Below are 18,646 nucleotides of genomic sequence, written 5' to 3' on the forward strand. Positions count from 1 at the left end.
GTCCTTTTATATGGAACGATTGCCCTATATCGATGAGCATGCTATCTCAATTGACGCATCGGCCGCGGAAGTGTGGTCGGCGCTGCTGCGCGTGATGTGCCGCGATCCGCAGGATCCGTCGACCGTGCCATTCGGCTTCGTGCTCGATGAGGCGACGGAGCCGCGACGGTTGGCCTTGAAGGGCCGGCATCCGTTCGCGATCTACCGGTGGGTGTTCGAGCTGGACGCCGAGGGGCCAGGTACCCGAGTGCGGGCGCTGACCTGGGCCGCCTTTCCCGGACTGCACGGCAAGATCTATCGCGCGCTCGTCATCGGCTCCGGCGGGCACCGTGTTGCCGTGCGCTGGACGCTGAAAAGGATTGCGGCACAGACCGGCGAGACCGAGGCCGACTACGTGGACGTCTTCGAAGTCCCGATCCTTCATGGCGACCTTCGGAGTGCCGAACAAGCGTTGCGCGACGCGCTGGGGCGCAATCCGGGCGCACTGGGGAGCATGGTCTTGTGGATTCACCGCCACGTGCTGAGATTTCGCCTGGGTCCTTTTTCCTCGCCCGAGTACGTAATCGGCTGGCCGATCATACTTTCGGATCACGATGAGATCGTGCTAGCGACGGCCGGGCCGCTCATGCGCGGCCAACTGACGCTGCGACGCCAGGAAGGGCGCGCCGTACTCACCACTCGCCTGCATTTCTGTCGCAAGATCGCCGCCCGAACGGTCTGGGCGATGATCGGGCCACTGCACCGGGCGGTGGCACCGCGGCTGATGGAGCGCAGCGCTCGTCTTGGCCTAAGTCGGATAGCTGCAAGTTAGGACGTGAGTTGCATGATTCCCGGTGCAACGTGGGGCGCAAGTGCGTCGGAACGAACCGTGGCGCTGCCCTGTGACGCACTATGCCCACTCGGCATCCAGGCAGATCGCGCGATCAGCATCGATGCTTCGCCGTCGATGGTGTTCGCCTGGCTATGCCAGCTGCGCGTGGCGCCGTACAGCTACGACCTCCTGGACAATTTCGGCCGACGCAGCCCTCGAAAGCGCGACCCCGAACTCGTCCGCCTCGAAGTCGGACAGCGCTTCATGACGTTGTTCGCGCTGCATTCGTTCGTCGACGACGAGCACATCACCCTGCGCGCCAAGGGAGTGGCCGTGACCTACGCCGTTCGACCCGAGGGCGCTAGCACGCGTTTGCACGCGCGGGTGTGGTTCGCCGGACCGTCACTGCTCGCTCGCCTTCTCGCGCTGGGCGACCTGGTGATGATGCGAAAGCAATTGCTGACGCTGAAGTCGCTGGCCGAGAACTATTCGGACAGCTGGAACTCGACCATCGCGGCCACCGAATCGACGGCCTCGGTCAGAGCGACCAACCGGTCGGCGGCAGACGGCGCCGATAGCACCGCGTAGCAGTCGGCCGCACCCATCGGGATACGGGACGCCAGCGCGAACAATCGCTCCCCCGCGTCGTCGCGGTCGACGTCGCCGTAGTCGAGCAGCACGTCGCGACCCGGCAGCCGCGCACCGCGGGCGGTCGCGATCCGCTCGAACAACGCCATCACCCGGTCTTCAAGCTCCACGATCTGGGCTTCGATCACCGGATCGCCGGGCTCGTCGGGCCAGGGTTCCACCGTCGCACGCGGGTAAGGATCGTCGGGCAGCCAGTCGAGCACCCGAATCCGCTCGCCGGTCCGGCAATCCAACGCGTACCGGCCAGCGCCATGGTCCACACATGCGGCGATGCGGGCCAGCACTCCGACGTCACAGCGCACGTCACCACCACCGACCTCACGGCCCGCCGAGATCAGCACCACACCGAACGGCTCTTCGGTCGCGAGGCACTGCTGGACCAACGCGCTGTAACGCGGCTCGAAGATTCGCAACGGCAGGTCCTGGTTCGGCAGCAACGCCGTTTCCAGTGGAAACATCGCGCACACGGAGGCCGGTTCAGCCGCCATCGGTCAGATCTCCAGCTCGGCAACCAGTGCGTCGACAACCGCGCGCAGGTCGCCGTCATGTTCCTCGGCCACCCGTCGCTGCCGCTGGTACGACGCGCCCCGACGGGAGATGTCGGCCACCGCCGCCAGTTCGTCGGCGCAGTGCAATGACGCGGCGATCGGCTCCAATTGGTTCAACACATCGGTGAGATCATCGGTGACCAGCCGCTCGTTGCTGTCGGCGTCCAGGATGATCACGGCGTCCAGTCCGTAGCGGGCCGCACGCCACTTGTTCTCCTGCACATGCCAGGGGGGCATGGTCGGCAGTTTCTCGCCGGCGTCGAGCCGTCGGTCCAGATCGACGATCAGGCAGTGCGTCAACGCAACCAGCGCGGCCAGCTCGCTCAGGTTCGACACGCCGTCGCAGATCCGCACCTCGAGGGTGCCTAGATGCGGCGAAGGCCTTATGTCCCAACGGATTTCGTCCATGTGGTCGATGATGCCGGTCTTCTTCTGGTCGTAGACAAAGCCTTCGAACTCCGCCCAAGTCTGAAAGTGAAACGGCAGTCCCGCGGTGGGCAGCTGCTGAAACATCATCGCCCGGTTGCTGGCGTAGCCGGTGTCTTCGCCGCCCCACCACGGTGACGAGGCGGACAGCGCCAACAGATGCGGGTAATAGTTGAGCAATGACGTCATGATCGGCATTACTTTTGCGGCCGAGGAGATTCCGACGTGTACATGGACTCCCCAGATCAGCATCTGGCGGCCCCACCACTGGGTGCGCTTGATCAGCTCGGCGTAACGGGGCGCGTCGGTGAGCTTCTGGCGCGACCACCGGGCAAACGGGTGAGTGCCCGCGCAGAACAGCTCCATGCCGCGATCCCGGACGATTCGCCTTGCGGGGCCCAATGTTTCGCGCAGGTCTTCCATCGCTTCGGCGGCACATTCGCAGACACCGCTGACGACTTCGACGGTGTTGCGCAGCAATTCCTTGTGTACGCGCGGGTTTTCGCCGATCTCGGCGATGACAGCGGTGGCTTCGTTGCTCAGGTCGCGAGTCTGAGCATCGACGAGTGCGAATTCCCATTCCACCCCGACCGTCGGCCGCGGCGAGCTGGCGAAATCGATATGGGCCTGACTCTTTTTGGGGCCCCTGTTGACAGGTGCGCTAGCCGGCACCGATGACACCGCACGCCACCCGCTTGCCGGCGTCACCTGTGGTCATCGTGATCTCGTCGGGACCTGGTGCCCCGCCTTTGATTTGGGTGTAGCGATCCGGCGGGATGTTGGCGAAGTTGTCGGAGCCGGCGTGAATGATGATCGAGGTCTTCTCGCCGGCCAGCAGATCGTTCATGGTGAAGGCGTCCGTGGTGGTCACCAGCAGCGCGTGGTGGTCCCCGCGCACCTGCAATGACGTCAGGTCTCCGCTGGAATGTCCGGTGTGACCGGGCAACTGGAAGTGGCCACCGGCGGACAGGAAGTCGCCGCGCGTGTCACCGCCCGTCGGGGCGACGGAGTTGGGCTCACACTTGCCCACCTTGTGAATATGGACCCCGTGGAAGCCGGGACTCAATTGAGTGCCGGTCGTGGTGATGGTGATGGTGACGTAGCCGTTGTTGAACTCGAACTTGGCCGTGGCCACCTCGCTGCCGTCGGGCGCCTTCAGCTGCGTGGTCAGGCTCTGCCCCGCCGGCGCACCCGGGCTGCTCGAGGGCCCCGGGCTCGCGGTGCCGGCGTGAGTCGACGGCCCCGACGATCCGGTCCACACCGACGGCGTGGTGCCCTGTGTCGTGGACGGTTGCTGAGGTGACGCGCAGGCGCTGAACAGCGCGACACAACTGACCGCGGACAGCGCGGACATGACGGCTTTGCGGTGACCGGCGAGCATACGCATAGCGAGCAGCCTAACCTGGCAACGATCCGCGCGAAGCGTTCTGCGCAGTGAGTCCACGGCTTTGGTTGTGAAACCACGGTTTTGCGGGTGAGCCCACGGCGAAAAATCGCCCAGATCCCGCCGTGCGTGCACACCCAACGCCGTCAGTTCACAGGCAACGCCATCAGCTCACCCGCAACCTCAGCCCGTCACCAGGACGATGACGCCGGGCGGCTGGTCGGCGAGCGCAGCGATCCGCCGCTCCACCGGTGCTCCCAAGTTCTTTCCCACCGCTTCCGCCGTGGCCTTCTCACCCTCAGCATCGCCGTAGTAAACGGTGGTGGCTGTAACCTCCGGCGGCGCCGGCTTCAGGTTGCCGGGCTCGGCGACGTTGAAACCGGCTGCCTTGAGTTGATCAGCGGTGCGCCTAGCGATGCCCTCTATCTCACTGATATTGAGCACCCTGACTGCGACCTGGCCGGCGGGTTTACCGCTGGTCGGGTTCGGCGCCGCCGTCGCTGAAGCGCTGGTGGCGGACGACGGAGACGAGTATTCGTCGGAGTTCCCCGACCCGCTCAGCGCCCGCAGCCCGAGCAGCAGGAAGATGACGCCGAGGAACAACAGGACCATCACCATGGCTCGCAGGGGCAGCCCCGAAGAGTCGGGCACGCGGGTATTCATCGCGTTTCACTGTAGCCAGCGGAAGGCCAGAACCTGCAAAAGCGCCTGCGGAAACGCGCGGGTGTCAGGTCACCTCGAAGCCCAGGCGGCGCGCGGCGCGTGCCTTCTGACGGCTGGCGCGCAGCCGTCGCAGCCGCTTGACCAACATCGGGTCGGCGGCCAGCGCTTCGGGCCGATCAACCAGCGCATTGAGCACCTGGTAATACCGCGTCGCCGACATCGAGAACAACTCTTTGATGGCTTCTTCCTTGACGCCGGCGAACTTCCACCATTGCCGTTCGAACGCCAAGATGTCGTGTTCGCGGCGAGTCAGCCCATCGGCGATTTCAGCGTCGTCCCCCGATCGATTTGCCCGCGCCATGGCGCTGTCCATATCGCTTCCCCTGGACCCTTCCGGCGAAATCTCTTGCACTATGAGTTGACTTACATACGGGCACGTTTCGGCGAATATTGAACCACGCCGGTAACTGTTGCGCCGGAATGCAGACCCGCGAGTCGGCATACTTGCTGGATTGCCCGCTGCGGTCCCAACGCCGCTCCCCGGCGCCGGTCCACGCTAGCGGCACGATTTAAGCTAGCCGACCATGGCAGTCGTTCCGATCCGCATTGTGGGAGATCCCGTCCTGCACACTCCCACGGCGCCGGTTCAGGTGGCCGCGGACGGATCGCTCCCTCCAGAGGTCGTCGAGCTGATCTCGACCATGTACGACACCATGGACGCCGCACACGGGGTCGGCCTGGCCGCCAACCAGATCGGGCACGGCCTGCGGTTGTTCGTCTACGACTGCGCCGAGGACCGCGGCATGACCGCCCGCCGCCGCGGCGTGGTCGTCAACCCGGTCCTGGAGACCTCCGAGGTGCCCGAGACCATGCCCGACCCGGACAACGACGACGAAGGTTGCCTGTCGGTTCCCGGTGAGGCATTCCCCACCGGGCGCGCGAAGTGGGCCCGGGTCACCGGCGTGGGCGCCGACGGCTCCCCGGTCACCATCGAGGGCACCGGCCTGTTCGCCCGCATGCTGCAGCACGAGACCGGGCACCTCGACGGGTTCCTGTACCTGGACCGCCTCATCGGCCGGCATGCCCGCGCCGCAAAGAGGGCCGTCAAGTCGCACGGGTGGGGCGTTCCCGGACTGTCTTGGACGCCGGGTGAAGGACCCGATCCGTTCGGTCACTGATGGTTTTGTGGCCGGACCTCGGCACGCGGGTGACTGTTCGCTACCGTCGGCCGGCGGGTTCGGTCCCGCCACTGACCGACGCGGTGGGCCACCTGCTGGCGATCGATCCCGTGGTGCGGGTGCGGACGAAGGCGGGTGCAGTGGTCGAGTTTGCGCCCGCCGACGCGGTGGCGCTGCGAGTCCTTCCGGACACCCCGGTGCGCACCTCGCAGATTCGTTCGCTCGAACACGCCGCGGCGACGGCCTGGCCCGCGGTGGACCATGCCTGGCTGGACGGCTGGCTGCTGCGCGCCGGCCGCGGGGCCGGCTTCGAAGCGAATTCAGCAGTGCCACTGGATGTTTCGGCAGATGCCAGCACGATCCCCGCAATCGCCGACTGGTACACCCGGCGCGGCCTGCCGCCGCTGCTCTTGATTCCCGATCGCTTGCTGCGGCCCCCGTCGGACCTCGTCCCCGAGAGCATGCACCGCATGCTGGTGTGCGACTTGCGCGGACCCGGCGGCTCGCTCGAGCGTCACGCAGGAGTGCAAGTCAACGACGAACGCCACGCCAGCGTGTCATTCGGCGCCGAGGCGGGCGTGGCAGCCACGCGCGCCGCGGTCACCGATGCGCCGGACGGCACCCGGTGGGTGGGCCTGTCGGCCGACGACCAGTGCTCCGAGCGAGTGTGCGAAGCACTGTTGGCGTGGGGCGCGAGTCGTGGGGCTACCCGCGGCTACCTGCGAGTGACCGGCCGCAATGCCCTCGCCGAATCACTGGGTTTCCGGCTGCACCACCACAGTCGCTGTTTCCGGCTGCCCGTTAGCCTCTAGCCATGTCCGACGGCGTGTTCGATGGCGGCGACCCGCTTCGCCCGGCTTCGCCGCGCTCGCGATCGCCGCGTCTCCGCTTGGCCACCTGGAACGTGAATTCGATTCGCACCCGCCTGGACCGCGTCGTCGATTGGCTGGCCCGCGCCGAGGTCGACGTACTGGCCATGCAGGAGACCAAGTGTGCCGACAGCCAGTTCCCCACCCTGCCGTTTTTCGAGATCGGCTATGAGGTCGCCCACGTCGGCTTCAATCAGTGGAACGGCGTCGCGATCGCGTCTCGCGTCGGACTCGACGACGTGCAGATCGGCTTCGAGGGCCAGCCGACGTGGAGCAGCAAACCCGAGATAGCCGCTACCGCGGAAGCCCGCGCGCTGGGCGCCACCTGCGGCGGCGTTCGGGTGTGGAGTCTGTACGTGCCCAACGGTCGCAGCCTGGCTGATCCGCACTACACCTACAAGCTGAATTGGCTTGCCGCGCTGCGTGATACGGCCGAAAGCTGGCTGCGTGACGATCCCGGCGCCCCGATCGCCCTGGTCGGCGATTGGAACATCGCGCCAACGGACGAAGATGTCTGGAGCACCGAGTACTACACCGGATGCACGCACGTCTCCGCGCCGGAGCGAAAGGCGTTCAACGCCATCGCCGACGCCCAATTCACGGATGTAGTAAGGCCTTTCACGCCCGGACCCGGTGTCTACACGTACTGGGATTACACCCAGCTGCGGTTCCCGAAGAATCGGGGCATGCGCATCGACTTCATCCTTGCCTCGCCTGCGTTGGCCGACCGGGTGTCCGACGCGCAAATCGTTCGCGAAGAGCGCAAAGGCAAGGCGCCCAGCGACCATGCGCCGGTGCTGATAGATGTGCGGTCCGGCTGACCGCGCACGCCCCTGAACGGCGTTCGTTGTCTGCAACTTTGTAACGTGGCAGGCTTTCATTTGAAACGTGCTAGGAACAACCGTTTGTTGCGGTGAGGGTTCGACACGCAGGTATATAAAGGGTTAAGGCCAGGGAGTGATTATGAGTGTCGTTGGCGGAGCAGTCCGCAATGTGGGTCGAACAGTCAATAGTGCAGCGTCGGCGACCACGGCCGCCGCGGGCGCTGTCGGTGGCGCCGCGATAAGTGGAGTCGTCGGAGGCGTAAAGGGAGCGGCTGAAGGCATCCAGCGCGGAATCGGCAGCGGCAGCAAGTCGACGCCGGCGGCCGCGTTGGCCATCGCTGCGCTCGGGGTCACCGGCCTCGTCGAGTGGCCCATCCTGTTGGCCGTCGGCGGCGGTGCGCTGGTGTTGCGCAAGCTGAGCGAGAAGCCCCAGGAGTCACAGCCCGCGCAGGCCCGACTCGCCCCGGTGCCGGACAAGCCCGCGGCGGAAAAAGCCGCACCGCGAAAGACAACCGCCAAGACGCCCGCCAAGGCCGGCAAGAAGAGCACCGGCCGGCGGGCAGGCGCCACCAACCTGCGCAGCACCAACTAACCGGCAGCGTAGACACGAATTGAGTATTGCCACCTCGATAGGCCGGTCTATGCCGCTGCGCCTGGTCGCCTCGGGCGTCCAGACAGCCACCGCCCTCACCACCGCATCCGTCACAACCGCAACTGCCGTCGCAGGCACCATCGCCGAGATCGCGGCGATCCCGCTGCGCGAAGGAGCCAAAGTACTTTCCGGCGAGCTCTCCCGCGAGACGCTGGGCCGGCACTGCTGGCGCGGCGAAGACCGCGCCTGGATCGAGGTGCGCGGGCTAGACACCGGTGACGACGAACTCGGGCCTGTCGTGCTCGACGCCGTCCGCGCCCATCACGGCGTCACCTCGGCCAGCTTGAACTACCCACTGTCGCGCGTCGTCGTCGGCATCAGCGGTTCGGACACGTCGCTGAGTGAACTGTGCCGAGTCGTGGACAATGCCGAAAGGCGTTGCCGTGTAGGCAAAGACGCGAGCACGACGGGAAACCTGCCGGGCGACGGCATCGTGCTGGCGACCAGAGCGTTGACCGTTGCCACCAACGCGGCCGGACTGGGCATCGCGCTCACCGGCCGCGCGCTGCGGCTCCCGCGTCTGCCGGTCGCGATCGCCGCCGGCGTGACGTTTTTCGACTACCAGCCGTGGTTACGCCGCCGGCTCGAGGACCGTATCGGCGGCCCGGCCACCGACACCGTGATGACGCTGGTCCAGGCAACCAGCCAAACGCTCTCCCAGTCGGCGACCTCGCTGTCGCTGGGGCTGACGCTGCAGTCGATGAAGGCCGCCGAGGTCCGAGCGGAGGCACGAGCCTGGGAGCAGCACGAACCCCGGCTTGCGCGGTACGCCGACCAACCGCCGACGCAGCTGTCGCCGCGGCCACAGCCGTCACGAGGAATGGAGCGTGTCGCCGGTCGTTTCGCGCTGCTCCAGTCGCTCAGCACAGGGCTGATCGGCGCGGGAGCCCGCAACGTGAACATGGCAGCCACCGCGGTGCAGGTGACCACACCCAAGGCCAACCGGACCACGCCGGAGGCGTTCGCCACCACCCTTGCCCGCGGACTGGCCGCGCAACATTCCGTCTTGCCGTTGCGGCCGGAAAGTCTGCGCAGACTGGACAAGGTCGACGCGATCGTCATCGACCCGCGGATTTTGTGTACCGACACCCTGCGGGTGGCGCGCATCCGCGGCGCCGCCGACAACGAGTTGTCCGCGGCGTGGAGCCGCGCCCAGCTCATGCTGGAAAAGAGCAGTCTGCGCCCCGGTTGGCGCGCGGTGCGCGGCATCTCGGGCAGCCGGGCGAATGCCGAAGTCGAGGCGCTTTTCTTGCCCGCCCGTGATCCGCTGGCCTCGGCCGTCGTCGCCGAGGCGCACCGCACCGGAGCGGAACTGATCTCGGTCGACGACGACTCACTGGACGAGTTACGGCCGGCGTTCGACGACATCCGGCCCGTGAAAAGCGGGACGCGCAAGTCCATCGACGACGCGCTCGCCGCCGTGGTCGCCAATCTGCAGCAGGACGGCCGAACCGTCGCCGTCCTGTCATCGACTGCTGCACAAGCGATTTCGTCCGCGAACTTGGCGCTCGGGATCATGCCCGAGCAAGGCGCACCCGCGTGGAAAGCCGACTTGCTGTTGCCGAATCTGGCCGCTGCCTGGCGGCTGCTGCGCGCGCTGCCAGCGGCCAAGACAGCAGTCCAGCGGGGCATCGGCATTTCGGCGGGTGCCACCGCGATGGGATCGCTCTTCATGATCCCGCGTGTCCGGGGCAATCTCGGGTCCGAGACCGTGAATGTCGGCGCCGCGGCCGGCCTGCTCTCGGGATACCTGCTGGCGCGCGGCATCCTGCACGCCGAAACTCCACGCCCCGCAGAGGTGCACGAATGGCATGCGATGTCGGTCGAGCAGGTCCGCCACACGCTGCCCGCTGCTCAGGCCGCTAGCGAGCCCTACCGCCGGGGCGGCACACAGCCATCGCAAACCCCGATGCAAGCGGTATGGCAGCTGGCCAAGGCCGTCCGAGCAGAGCTGTCTGACCCGCTGACGCCGGTGATGGCGCTCGGCTCGGCGGCCAGCGCGATACTCGGTTCGCCGGTCGACGCGGTGCTGGTCGGCACGGTACTCACCGGAAACTCGATCCTGGCCGCGGCACAGCGGCTGCGGGCCGAAAAGCGGTTGAGCCACCTACTGGCGCTGCAGATTCCGCCGGCACGCAAGGTGATCACCGACCCGGACGGCGCCCGGTCATACGTCGACGTCGACGCCGTCCACCTGCGACCGGGCGATGTGATCGAAGTGCGCACCCACGAAGTGGTGCCGGCCGACGCCCGGATCATCGAAGAGGTCGACGTCGAGGTCGACGAATCGACGCTCACCGGCGAGTCGCTGTCGGTGGACAAGCAGGTCGAGGCCACGCCCGGCGCCCCGCTCGCCGAGCGCCGCTGCATGCTGTTCGCCGGAACCACGGTGGTGGCCGGCACCGCGGTGGCGCTGGTGACCGCGGTCGGCGCCGACACCCAACAGCGCCGCGCCGCCGATCTGATATCCGGTGAGCTGTCGTCCGACATCGGCCTGCAACACCAGCTCGGCCAGCTGACCACCCAGGCACTTCCGGTCAGCATCACCGGCGGTGCTCTGGTTGGCGCGCTCGGGGTGGTGCGCCGCATCGGGTTGCAGCACGCGGTCTCCAGCGCCATCGCCATCGCCGTCGCCGCGGTCCCCGAAGGCATGCCGTTGGTGGCGACGCTGGCGCAAGCGGCGTCGGCCCGGCGCTTGACGAAGTTCGGTGCGCTGGTTCGAGTCCCGCGTTCGGTGGAGGCGCTGGGCCGGATCGAGGTGGTCTGCTTCGACAAGACCGGAACGCTCAGCGAGAACCGGCTGCGGGTGTCGGAGGTCCGCCCGACCGCGGGCGATACGGACGCATTGAAAGAAGAAGAGGTATTGCGGTGTGCGGCGCACGCCGCGCCGGTAACCAGCGGTGGCCCGCAGGCGCACGCCACCGATGTCGCCATCGTCGAGGCAGCTGAGGCAGCGGGTGCTTTCCAACACGACGGCAGCCCTACGCCGGCGGCACACCTGCCGTTCCGGTCCGGCCGGGCGTTCTCCGCCTCGGCAACCGGCACCGAGCTGACCGTCAAAGGCGCGCCCGAAGTGGTGCTGGCCGCATGTGGCGATGACACCTCCATGGACAGCACCGTCGCCGAAATGGCCGCCCGCGGGTTGCGGGTCATCGCGGTGGCGCAACGCCGGCTGAGCCCGAAACAGGCCAAGGCGATTCAGGACAACCCCGACGACATCGCCGAGTACTGCAAAGACGGGTTGACTCTCGCCGGTTTCCTCGGACTGTCCGACACCCCGCGCCCGGAATCCGCCGGTCTGATCGGAACTCTGCGATCCCAGGGCGTGGGCATCAAGCTGATCACCGGGGATCACCCCATCACCGCGAAGGCAATTGCCGAGGAGCTCGGCCTGCCGGTGACCGCGGATCAGGTCATCAGCGGTGCGGAATGGGAGTCCCTGTCCCGTAAGGATCAAGAGCGGGTGGTCACCGAGCGAGTGATCTTCGCCCGCATGACGCCGGAGAACAAGGTCCAAGTGGTCCAGACGCTGGAAAATGCCGGCGTACGGACCGCAATGGTGGGCGACGGGGCCAACGACGCCGCGGCCATCCGGGCCGCCACCGTCGGCATCGGGGTAGTGGCGCACGGCAGCGACCCGGCCCACCTGGTGGCCGACGTGGTGCTGATCGACGGCCGGATCGACGCGCTTCTGGAAGCCATCGAAGAGGGACGCCAGCTCTGGCGACGGGTGCAAGCGGCCGTGTCGGTGCTGCTCGGCGGTAATGCCGGCGAGGTGATCTTCGCGATCATCGGCAGCGCGATCACCGGCACTTCGCCGCTGAACACCCGCCAATTGCTGCTGGTCAACACGCTGACCGACGCGTTGCCGGCCGCCGCCCTCGCAGTCAGCAAGCCGCGCGGCAGCGTGGACCCCAATTTGCGCGGCGCGGATCAGGCCGCATTGTGGAACGCCGTGGCCATCCGCGGCGTCACCACAGCGGCCGCGGCGACGGCGGCGTGGGCAATGGCGGGTTTGAACGGGCCGCCCGGTATGAACTGGCTGTCCTCGTTGACCGGGCTGCCGCAACGGGCTTCCACGGTGGCTCTGGTCGCGCTGATCGCGGCCGAATTGGGCCAGACCCTGCTGGAGTCCCAGGCCCCGATGGTGGTGCTCACCGCGCTGGGCTCACTCGGGTTCGTGGCCCTGTTGATCAGCATTCCCGGGGTAAGCCAGCTGCTCGGCTGCACTCCGCTCGGTCCGCTCGGCTGGGCCCAGGGGCTGGGCGCAGCCACCGCCGCGACTATCGCGGTCGCTATCCTCGGCCAGTTTTTCGACGATCGGGAGCTGCCATCGCGCGGCCCGCAGCCAGACCAGACGGATTCCGCTCCGGCACCCGACGAGGTGGATTTTCCCGCTGAGTCTCCACAATCTCGACCACCCCAGCGCGCCACAACAACGCATAAAGTTCCAGTAAAGGGGCATTCAGCAGCGAGGCGATCGGCGAAATCAGCGGATCGGCCAGTTGGTCGGTCCTCGACATATGTCCCACGGTGATTGCGGGATCGGGCTCGGTGGCAAACCCTTAGTTACCGAAAGGCAAATGATGGCGGAAAAGAAGACGCGGCGAGGAACGTCCCAGCGTGAGGCCGTGCAGCAGATCCGCGAGGGCGAAACGTTCGCCATGAAACTGCCGGTGCTGGGTCCGGTGGAGATACCGCGGCCCGAACAACTCGCCTACTACGCCGGCCTGGCCGCCCTGGCCGCGTTCGAGCTCATCGACTGGCCAGTCGCACTGGTGATCGCCGCCGGGCACGTCCTGGCGAGCAACCATCACAACAAGCTGCTGGAGGAACTCGGCGAGGCGATGGAAGAGGTCTGACCAGGTCAGCCGGCATAGCCGCGCTCGCCGCCGTCAGGATCCACGGAGGGTTTGACGTCCCGCATCGCGTCCGAGAACGTCGGATAGACGTCCAGGATTTGGTCCAGCTCCGTCACCTCGATCGGCTGCAGCACCTGACTGCGGCTGGCCACCAGTCGAACGGCGGTCCCGGCCCTCTTGCCTTGCTCGTGGCTGTCGAGCATCGCGTTCAATCCGGCGCTTCCGAAGAAGCTCACCTTCTCTAAGTCGACAACGAGCAGCCGAGCCGGTTGTGAGCCGGCCATGTCCAGCGCATCGATCAGGCTGCCGACCAGCTGGTCGACCGTGCTGGAGTCAACGTCGCCGCTTACCCGCAGCACAACCGCGTCGTCGTGCGCCTCGAGCTCGATCCCCAACGGTTCCATTGCGTTTCTCCGCCTCGGATGCGTGAAATTCCGCGGTAGACGATGCACGGCGCCCGACGCCACGCAACCGTCCAAACGGATAGAGCCTAACGAGCCTAATGCGCCGATCAGTCGGATTCAGCACCGATGCGCTCGTGCACCGTGAGCAACAGATGGTCGAAGCTGTTCTGGGTGGCAGCCGACATGACCGGTAGGGCCGGCACTTCGGCGACAATTTGGGCTGCCAGCGCGCGCAACTTGGTATTCGTCTCCTGCGAGCGCCACTGCAGAACACGGAAAGCCTGGTCGGGGCTGACGCGGTAGACGGCCATCAGCACACCTTTGGCCTGCTCGATCGCCGCCCGGCTCTCGAACAGGTCCGGCAGGGCCTCGTCGAGCACCTCCTGGCGCGTCTCGTCGAAGGTGTTGGTGAGGTCGATGTAATGACCGGCGGTGCCTACCACCGCTCCTGAGTCGTCCAGCATGCGGTCGGCCACCACGATCGCGTCATGCACACTGCCGGCGGTGTCGACGAACCGGTGTCGACTCGAAAACGACTCCCCGGACCTCAAGGCGTAGTCGAGCAGATCCTGCACATGCGCACGGTCCTCGGGATGCTTGTGCGAGAGCAGCAGCTTGGTCGTCGGAACTACCGACCCGGGCTCATACCCGTGCATCCGTGCCACCTCGTCGGACCACTCCCAGCGCTGGCCGACGAACCAGAAGCGGAAGCTGCCCACGTTCAAGTACGGACCGGGACCGGCGACCTTCGAGTTGTTGGGGTGGTCGCGCTTGTCAGGTGCACCTCTTCGGGCTGACTGCTGCACGTTTGTATCATTCCACTCCGTCGCGGCACCGGCTACCAAGAGGGCGAACATCCCGGGCGCGATCACCACGGGCCTGATGGTGGCGACCCCGTGTAGCGTGGACCACACCCCCCAACTAAATACGCGGGAGCGCACGCCGAGTGTGCTGAGAGGACGGCTCGGGGCCGTCGACCGTACGAACCTGACCGGGTAATGCCGGCGTAGGGAGATGACATGACCGATGTTTTGGCCAAGACAGTCGAGCCTTCGGTAACCACCGGACCCATCGCGGGAAGCAGCAAGTCCTACCGCGACGTGCGCGGCCCGGACGAAGTGCGGCTGCGCGTGCCGTTCCGGCGGGTGCACCTTTCCACCGGGGACCACTTTGATCTCTACGACACCTCCGGGCCCTACACCGACTCCGAAGCGGTGATCGACCTGGCGGCCGGGCTGCCGGCGCGGCCCGGCGTGGTACGTGACCGCGGCAGTCAGCTGCAGCGTGCCCGCGCCGGCGAAATCACCGCCGAGATGGCGTTCATTGCCGCCCGTGAAGACATGCCGGCGGAGCTGGTGCGTGACGAGGTTGCTCGCGGCCGCGCCGTGATTCCGGCCAACCACAACCACCCCGAAAGCGAGCCGATGATCATCGGCAAGGCGTTCGCGGTCAAGGTCAACGCGAACATCGGAAACTCGGCGGTGACGTCGTCGATCGCCGAGGAAGTCGACAAGATGGTGTGGGCCACCCGCTGGGGCGCCGACACCATCATGGACCTGTCCACCGGCAAGAACATCCACGAAACCCGCGAGTGGATCCTGCGCAACTCGCCGGTGCCGGTCGGCACCGTGCCGATCTACCAGGCGCTGGAAAAGGTGAAGGGCGACCCCACCGAGCTGACGTGGGAGATCTACCGCGACACCGTGATCGAGCAGTGCGAGCAGGGTGTGGACTACATGACCGTGCACGCCGGCGTGCTGCTGCGCTATGTGCCGCTGACCGCCAAGCGGGTGACCGGCATCGTCAGTCGCGGTGGCTCGATCATGGCGGCCTGGTGCCTGGCCCATCACCAGGAGTCGTTCCTCTACACCAACTTCGAAGAACTCTGCGACATCTTCGCGCGCTACGACGTCACCTTCTCACTCGGCGACGGGCTGCGGCCGGGATCGATCGCGGACGCGAACGATGCCGCGCAGTTCGCCGAACTGCGCACCTTGGGCGAACTGACCGGGATTGCGAAATCCCGTGGGGCGCAGGTAATGATCGAGGGCCCCGGGCACATCCCGATGCACAAGATCGTCGAGAATGTGCGGCTGGAAGAGGAGCTGTGTGAAGAAGCTCCGTTCTACACACTGGGTCCGCTGGCCACCGATATCGCGCCGGCGTATGACCACATCACCTCGGCTATCGGCGCGGCCATCATCGCGCAGGCGGGCACCGCCATGCTGTGCTACGTCACTCCGAAGGAGCACCTGGGACTGCCGGACCGCAAGGACGTCAAGGACGGGGTGATCGCGTACAAGATCGCCGCGCATTCCGCCGATTTGGCCAAGGGTCATCCTCGCGCGCAGGAGCGTGACGACGCGTTGAGCACGGCACGTTTCGAGTTCCGCTGGACCGACCAGTTCGCGCTGTCACTGGACCCGGACACCGCACGCGAATTCCACGACGAGACGCTTCCGGCCGAGCCCGCCAAGACGGCACACTTCTGCTCGATGTGTGGTCCGAAGTTCTGCTCGATGCGGATCACCCAGGATGTGCGTGACTACGCCGCGGCCCATGGACTCGACAGCGAGGAGGCGATCGAGGCGGCCATGAACGAAAAGTCACGCGAGTTCGCCGAACACGGCAACCGGGTGTATCTGCCGATCAACCAGCGGTGATCGGAAGCGCGGCGGAGCCGGGCGCACCGGGTCACCGCCCATCCGACCCAGCGAGTTTCCTGCCGCCGGCCCTGCCCGTGCCGCCCCCGGGCACCACACCGCTGCGGGTGCTGACCATCGCGGGATCGGACTCCGGCGGCGGCGCGGGAATCCAGGCCGACATGCGCACGATGTCGTTGCTCGGTGTACACGCGTGCTTCGCGGTCACCGCGGTTACCGTGCAGAACACATTGGGCGTCAGAGGCTTTCACGAAGTGCCCGACGAAGTGGTGGCCGGCCAGATGGAAGCCGTGGTCACCGATATCGGGATCCAGGCCGCCAAGACCGGGATGCTCGCGTCGTCCAGCATCATTACCACCGTGGCCGCCACCTGGCGCCGACTCGGGTTGACGGTCCCGCTCGTCGTCGACCCGGTGTGCGCATCCATGCATGGAGACGCGCTGTTGGCGCCGTCGGCTATGGATTCGCTTCGCGGCCAACTATTTCCGCTCGCCACGCTGGTGACGCCGAACCTGGACGAGGTGCGCCTCATCGTGGGTATCGACGTGGTAGACGCCGAGTCTCAGCGGGATGCGGCGAAAGCGCTGCATGCGCTGGGTCCGCAGTGGGCACTCGTCAAGGGTGGGCACCTGCGCTCGTCGCGGCAAAGCTGCGACCTGCTCTACGGACCGCGTGAACGGGCCGACTTCTACGAGTTCGACGCGCAACGGATAAGCACCGGCAACGACCATGGTGGCGGTGACACCCTGGCAAGCGCGGTGGCGTGTGCGCTTGCGCATGGACACACCGTTCCCGACGCTATCGCTTTCGGGAAGCAGTGGGTCACCGAGTCCTTGCGCGCCGCCTACCCACTAGGCCACGGCCATGGCCCGGTCTCCCCATTGTTCCGGCTCGGCTGATGGACCTCGAGCAGATCGCGGGTGTCGCGCACCGGCCCGACGAGGGTGCCCGTCAGGCACCAAAGGGAATAGTGGTGTTGACCCACGGCGCTGGTGGAAATCGGGATTCCAAACTGTTGCAACAGGTTTGCGACGAATGGGCGCGCCGCGGCTGGCTGGCGGTGCGCTACAACCTGCCCTACCGGCGGCGCCGTCCCAAAGGTCCGCCGTCCGGCTCGGCTGCCGCCGACCGGGCGGGCATCGTCGAGGCCATCGAGGTCTGTCGCGGGCTTGGCGACGGCCCGCTGATCGCGGGTGGACATTCTTACGGCGGCCGGTTGACCTCCATGGTCGTGGCTGCCCGCGAAACGACCGTGGAGGTCCTGACGCTGTTCTCCTATCCGGTCCACCCGCCGGGCAAGCCCGAACGTTCCCGGACCGAACACCTGCCGGACATCGGCGTGCCCACCGTGTTCACCCACGGCACGTCGGATCCGTTCGGGACGCCCGCGGAAGTGCGCGATGCCGCGGCGCTGATCTCCGCACCGACCGAGATCGTCGAGATCACCGGCGCGCGACACGATCTGGGGTCGAAGACTCTGAACGTCGCCGGTTTGGCCGTCGACGCGGCGCTGCGCCTTCTCTGACGGCTGACTCCTCATCGAACAGTGTGAGCTCCATCAACTTTCGCACACACGCCTGGGTATAGGGCGATTCGTCCGCTTTTCCGTCCGGGTTCACCATGCGACCCAGGTCGACCACCAGTGCCATCGCGGCGTGCACCAGGAAACGGGCCTGCATCGGCCCGAGCGACCGCCGCGCGGCCGTCAGCAGCCGCACCCACGAATCGATCGTCGACTGCTGAACATTGTGCAGCAGCCTCTGATCGGCTGGGGTCAGGTTGACTCGCTCGGTGTAGTAGACCGCAGCCAGTTCCGGATTGGCGAAAGATGTTGCCACGTAAGCATCGATCAGCAACACCAGCGCCTGGCGGGGCTCGGTGAGCGCTCCCAGGACCGGTGACAACTGACCCGAGACCCGGTCGGCCGCGCGGCGCAACCCGGTCGACAGGATCTCGCATTTGCCAGAGAAATAGCGGTAGATCCCGGATACCGGCACCCCGGCGGCCTTGGCGATCTCCGCCATGCTGGTCTCGGCGTAACCACGCTGCCTGAACAGGGCCATCGAGGCGTGCAGCAACGCTTCGTAGACGCCGGCGTCCTCGGCGAAGATCCGCCACGACACCGGACGTGGGATCACATCTCTTGGGTGGGGCAGCTCGGCGCCGAGGACCGCCGCGGCAGCCTCGGCCAGCAGCTCACGAATGTCGTCGGCGGGCAAGCGAGCGTTGTGGTCGACGATGCTGCCGATCACGCTGAGCACCCCGGCCGACAGGACCCACCGCTGCGTGGACACCAGGTCTGGCCGAATCTTCATGAGCGGCTTCTGAATTCGCCGATTCACCAACTTGAGTTGATCGGTCAGTGTGGTCTGGTCCTCGGCGCGCAGGTAGCGGGCCTGCCAGCGGTAGAGACCGCCGGAGTCGCGATTGTCCAGGGTGGCGTCGATCAGTGCGGCAATCAGTTGGTCCAGCGTCGCCGCCGGATCGTCGAGCTCCTCGATATCGGTGCAGTCGACGAGTTGCTGACTCAGGGCCAGCACCGCGCCGCGGAACAAGTCGTACTTGCCGTCATAGTGCCGGTACAGCGCGGCCGCCGAGATCCCGACTTTGGCGGCGATCGTTTCCATGCTGACCGCGTGATAGCCCTGCGCGCTGAATGCCTCCGCGGACGCGCGTGCGATCTGCGCCTTGCGGTCTTTGGGCCGCCGCCGGAT

The 18,646-nt window shown here is 66.6% G+C and carries 19 protein-coding genes, 1 pseudogene and 1 riboswitch; of the genes and pseudogenes, 11 read left to right on the forward strand and 9 right to left on the reverse strand.

The genetic code is table 11. The features are described from left to right. The first annotated feature begins 10 nt into the window (after positions 1-10). Positions 11-811, forward strand: coding sequence for a DUF2867 domain-containing protein (locus A9W99_RS14980; RefSeq protein ID WP_067379183.1), 801 nt, complete (start codon positions 11-13; stop codon positions 809-811). A gap of 57 nt (positions 812-868) precedes the next feature. Beyond that, entirely contained in the window at positions 869-1,399 is a 531-nt protein-coding gene (locus A9W99_RS14985) for a hypothetical protein (RefSeq protein ID WP_253869882.1), read from the forward strand. Here the strand turns inward: A9W99_RS14985 and A9W99_RS14990 are convergent. From A9W99_RS14990 to A9W99_RS15010, 5 genes are all read right to left on the reverse strand, one after another. Beyond that, the gene (locus A9W99_RS14990) at positions 1,297-1,947 is read right to left on the reverse strand and encodes an LON peptidase substrate-binding domain-containing protein (protein WP_067379196.1); all 651 of its coding nucleotides are present in this window, start codon (positions 1,945-1,947) and stop codon (positions 1,297-1,299) included. The genes A9W99_RS14985 and A9W99_RS14990 overlap by 103 nt on opposite strands. Before the next feature lie 3 nt (positions 1,948-1,950). Further along, a complete protein-coding gene (locus tag A9W99_RS14995; protein WP_082930006.1) occupies positions 1,951-3,114 on the reverse strand; it encodes a glutamate--cysteine ligase in 1,164 nt (387 codons plus the stop codon). Then, positions 3,095-3,820, reverse strand: a complete 726-nt coding sequence (locus A9W99_RS15000; RefSeq protein WP_067379204.1) for a superoxide dismutase family protein — start codon at positions 3,818-3,820, stop codon at positions 3,095-3,097. The genes A9W99_RS14995 and A9W99_RS15000 overlap by 20 nt, the downstream gene beginning before the upstream one ends. Positions 3,821-4,000: 180 nt before the next feature. After that, positions 4,001-4,480 carry a LytR C-terminal domain-containing protein gene (locus A9W99_RS15005; RefSeq protein WP_067379207.1) on the reverse strand — a complete coding sequence of 160 codons (480 nt, stop codon included), beginning with the start codon at positions 4,478-4,480 and terminating at the stop codon, positions 4,001-4,003. Positions 4,481-4,544: 64 nt separating this feature from the next. Beyond that, complete coding sequence (locus A9W99_RS15010; protein ID WP_007167558.1) at positions 4,545-4,853, reverse strand: DUF3263 domain-containing protein; 309 nt, start codon at positions 4,851-4,853, stop codon at positions 4,545-4,547. A gap of 211 nt (positions 4,854-5,064) precedes the next feature. On the opposite strand from A9W99_RS15010, the gene A9W99_RS15015 reads away from it, so the two are divergent. From A9W99_RS15015 to A9W99_RS27275, 5 genes and pseudogenes are all read left to right on the forward strand, one after another. Continuing rightward, positions 5,065-5,658: a peptide deformylase gene (locus A9W99_RS15015; protein WP_067379209.1), complete on the forward strand. Its 594-nt coding sequence runs from the start codon at positions 5,065-5,067 to the stop codon at positions 5,656-5,658. Next, positions 5,658-6,470 (forward strand): GCN5 family acetyltransferase, encoded by an 813-nt coding sequence (locus A9W99_RS15020; protein WP_067379212.1) that lies wholly within the window; start codon positions 5,658-5,660, stop codon positions 6,468-6,470. The genes A9W99_RS15015 and A9W99_RS15020 overlap by 1 nt, the downstream gene beginning before the upstream one ends. Before the next feature lie 2 nt (positions 6,471-6,472). Then, a complete protein-coding gene (locus tag A9W99_RS15025) occupies positions 6,473-7,348 on the forward strand; it encodes an exodeoxyribonuclease III (protein ID WP_082930007.1) in 876 nt (291 codons plus the stop codon). A 142-nt stretch (positions 7,349-7,490) separates the two neighbouring features. Further along, positions 7,491-7,943, forward strand: coding sequence for a hypothetical protein (locus tag A9W99_RS15030; protein ID WP_067379489.1), 453 nt, complete (start codon positions 7,491-7,493; stop codon positions 7,941-7,943). A 2,035-nt stretch (positions 7,944-9,978) separates the two neighbouring features. Continuing rightward, a pseudogene (locus A9W99_RS27275) lies at positions 9,979-12,243 on the forward strand (cation-translocating P-type ATPase); the annotation flags it as partial. 55 nt (positions 12,244-12,298) lie between these two features. Here A9W99_RS27275 and A9W99_RS27280 read toward each other — a convergent pair. Further along, positions 12,299-12,526: an Rv1535 domain-containing protein gene (locus A9W99_RS27280; protein WP_253869900.1), complete on the reverse strand. Its 228-nt coding sequence runs from the start codon at positions 12,524-12,526 to the stop codon at positions 12,299-12,301. 63 nt (positions 12,527-12,589) lie between these two features. On the opposite strand from A9W99_RS27280, the gene A9W99_RS15040 reads away from it, so the two are divergent. Continuing rightward, on the forward strand, positions 12,590-12,865 hold the full coding sequence (locus A9W99_RS15040; protein WP_156623118.1) for a hypothetical protein: 276 nt from the start codon (positions 12,590-12,592) through the stop codon (positions 12,863-12,865). Between the two features lie 5 nt (positions 12,866-12,870). Here A9W99_RS15040 and A9W99_RS15045 read toward each other — a convergent pair whose 3' ends face one another. Both A9W99_RS15045 and A9W99_RS15050 read right to left on the reverse strand, forming a co-directional pair. Beyond that, positions 12,871-13,269, reverse strand: coding sequence for an STAS domain-containing protein (locus tag A9W99_RS15045; protein ID WP_067379226.1), 399 nt, complete (start codon positions 13,267-13,269; stop codon positions 12,871-12,873). A gap of 107 nt (positions 13,270-13,376) precedes the next feature. Beyond that, positions 13,377-14,144, reverse strand: a complete 768-nt coding sequence (locus A9W99_RS15050; RefSeq protein WP_253869885.1) for a PAS and ANTAR domain-containing protein — start codon at positions 14,142-14,144, stop codon at positions 13,377-13,379. Between the two features lie 44 nt (positions 14,145-14,188). Beyond that, positions 14,189-14,299: riboswitch (TPP riboswitch) on the forward strand. 1 nt (position 14,300) lies between these two features. Here A9W99_RS15050 and thiC point away from each other — a divergent pair. From thiC to A9W99_RS15065, 3 genes are read left to right on the forward strand one after another with little or no spacing between them, the layout of a single operon-like run. Continuing rightward, positions 14,301-15,932 (forward strand): phosphomethylpyrimidine synthase ThiC, encoded by a 1,632-nt coding sequence (gene thiC / locus A9W99_RS15055; RefSeq protein WP_156623119.1) that lies wholly within the window; start codon positions 14,301-14,303, stop codon positions 15,930-15,932. A gap of 59 nt (positions 15,933-15,991) precedes the next feature. Beyond that, the gene (gene thiD / locus A9W99_RS15060) at positions 15,992-16,831 is read left to right on the forward strand and encodes a bifunctional hydroxymethylpyrimidine kinase/phosphomethylpyrimidine kinase (RefSeq protein ID WP_067379495.1); all 840 of its coding nucleotides are present in this window, start codon (positions 15,992-15,994) and stop codon (positions 16,829-16,831) included. Next, on the forward strand, positions 16,831-17,457 hold the full coding sequence (locus A9W99_RS15065) for an alpha/beta family hydrolase (protein ID WP_067379231.1): 627 nt from the start codon (positions 16,831-16,833) through the stop codon (positions 17,455-17,457). The genes thiD and A9W99_RS15065 overlap by 1 nt, the downstream gene beginning before the upstream one ends. Here the strand turns inward: A9W99_RS15065 and A9W99_RS15070 are convergent. After that, entirely contained in the window at positions 17,375-18,646 is a 1,272-nt protein-coding gene (locus A9W99_RS15070) for a TetR/AcrR family transcriptional regulator (RefSeq protein ID WP_082930014.1), read from the reverse strand. The two genes, A9W99_RS15065 and A9W99_RS15070, sit on opposite strands and share 83 nt — an antisense overlap.

It is taken from the genome of Mycobacterium sp. 1164966.3 (genome assembly GCF_001665395.1).
Lineage (GTDB): Bacteria > Actinomycetota > Actinomycetes > Mycobacteriales > Mycobacteriaceae > Mycobacterium.

Coding starts and splice junctions, on each gene's coding strand:
- A9W99_RS14980 (WP_067379183.1), top strand. CDS start 11: ATGGAACGATTGCCCTATATCGATGAGCATGCTATCTCAATTGACGCA.
- A9W99_RS14990 (WP_067379196.1), bottom strand. CDS start 1,947: ATGGCGGCTGAACCGGCCTCCGTGTGCGCGATGTTTCCACTGGAAACG.
- A9W99_RS15000 (WP_067379204.1), bottom strand. CDS start 3,820: ATGCGTATGCTCGCCGGTCACCGCAAAGCCGTCATGTCCGCGCTGTCC.
- A9W99_RS15005 (WP_067379207.1), bottom strand. CDS start 4,480: ATGAATACCCGCGTGCCCGACTCTTCGGGGCTGCCCCTGCGAGCCATG.
- A9W99_RS15010 (WP_007167558.1), bottom strand. CDS start 4,853: ATGGACAGCGCCATGGCGCGGGCAAATCGATCGGGGGACGACGCTGAA.
- A9W99_RS15015 (WP_067379209.1), top strand. CDS start 5,065: ATGGCAGTCGTTCCGATCCGCATTGTGGGAGATCCCGTCCTGCACACT.
- A9W99_RS15020 (WP_067379212.1), top strand. CDS start 5,658: ATGGTTTTGTGGCCGGACCTCGGCACGCGGGTGACTGTTCGCTACCGT.
- A9W99_RS15025 (WP_082930007.1), top strand. CDS start 6,473: ATGTCCGACGGCGTGTTCGATGGCGGCGACCCGCTTCGCCCGGCTTCG.
- A9W99_RS15030 (WP_067379489.1), top strand. CDS start 7,491: ATGAGTGTCGTTGGCGGAGCAGTCCGCAATGTGGGTCGAACAGTCAAT.
- A9W99_RS27280 (WP_253869900.1), bottom strand. CDS start 12,526: ATGTCGAGGACCGACCAACTGGCCGATCCGCTGATTTCGCCGATCGCC.
- A9W99_RS15040 (WP_156623118.1), top strand. CDS start 12,590: ATGGCGGAAAAGAAGACGCGGCGAGGAACGTCCCAGCGTGAGGCCGTG.
- A9W99_RS15045 (WP_067379226.1), bottom strand. CDS start 13,269: ATGGAACCGTTGGGGATCGAGCTCGAGGCGCACGACGACGCGGTTGTG.
- A9W99_RS15065 (WP_067379231.1), top strand. CDS start 16,831: ATGGACCTCGAGCAGATCGCGGGTGTCGCGCACCGGCCCGACGAGGGT.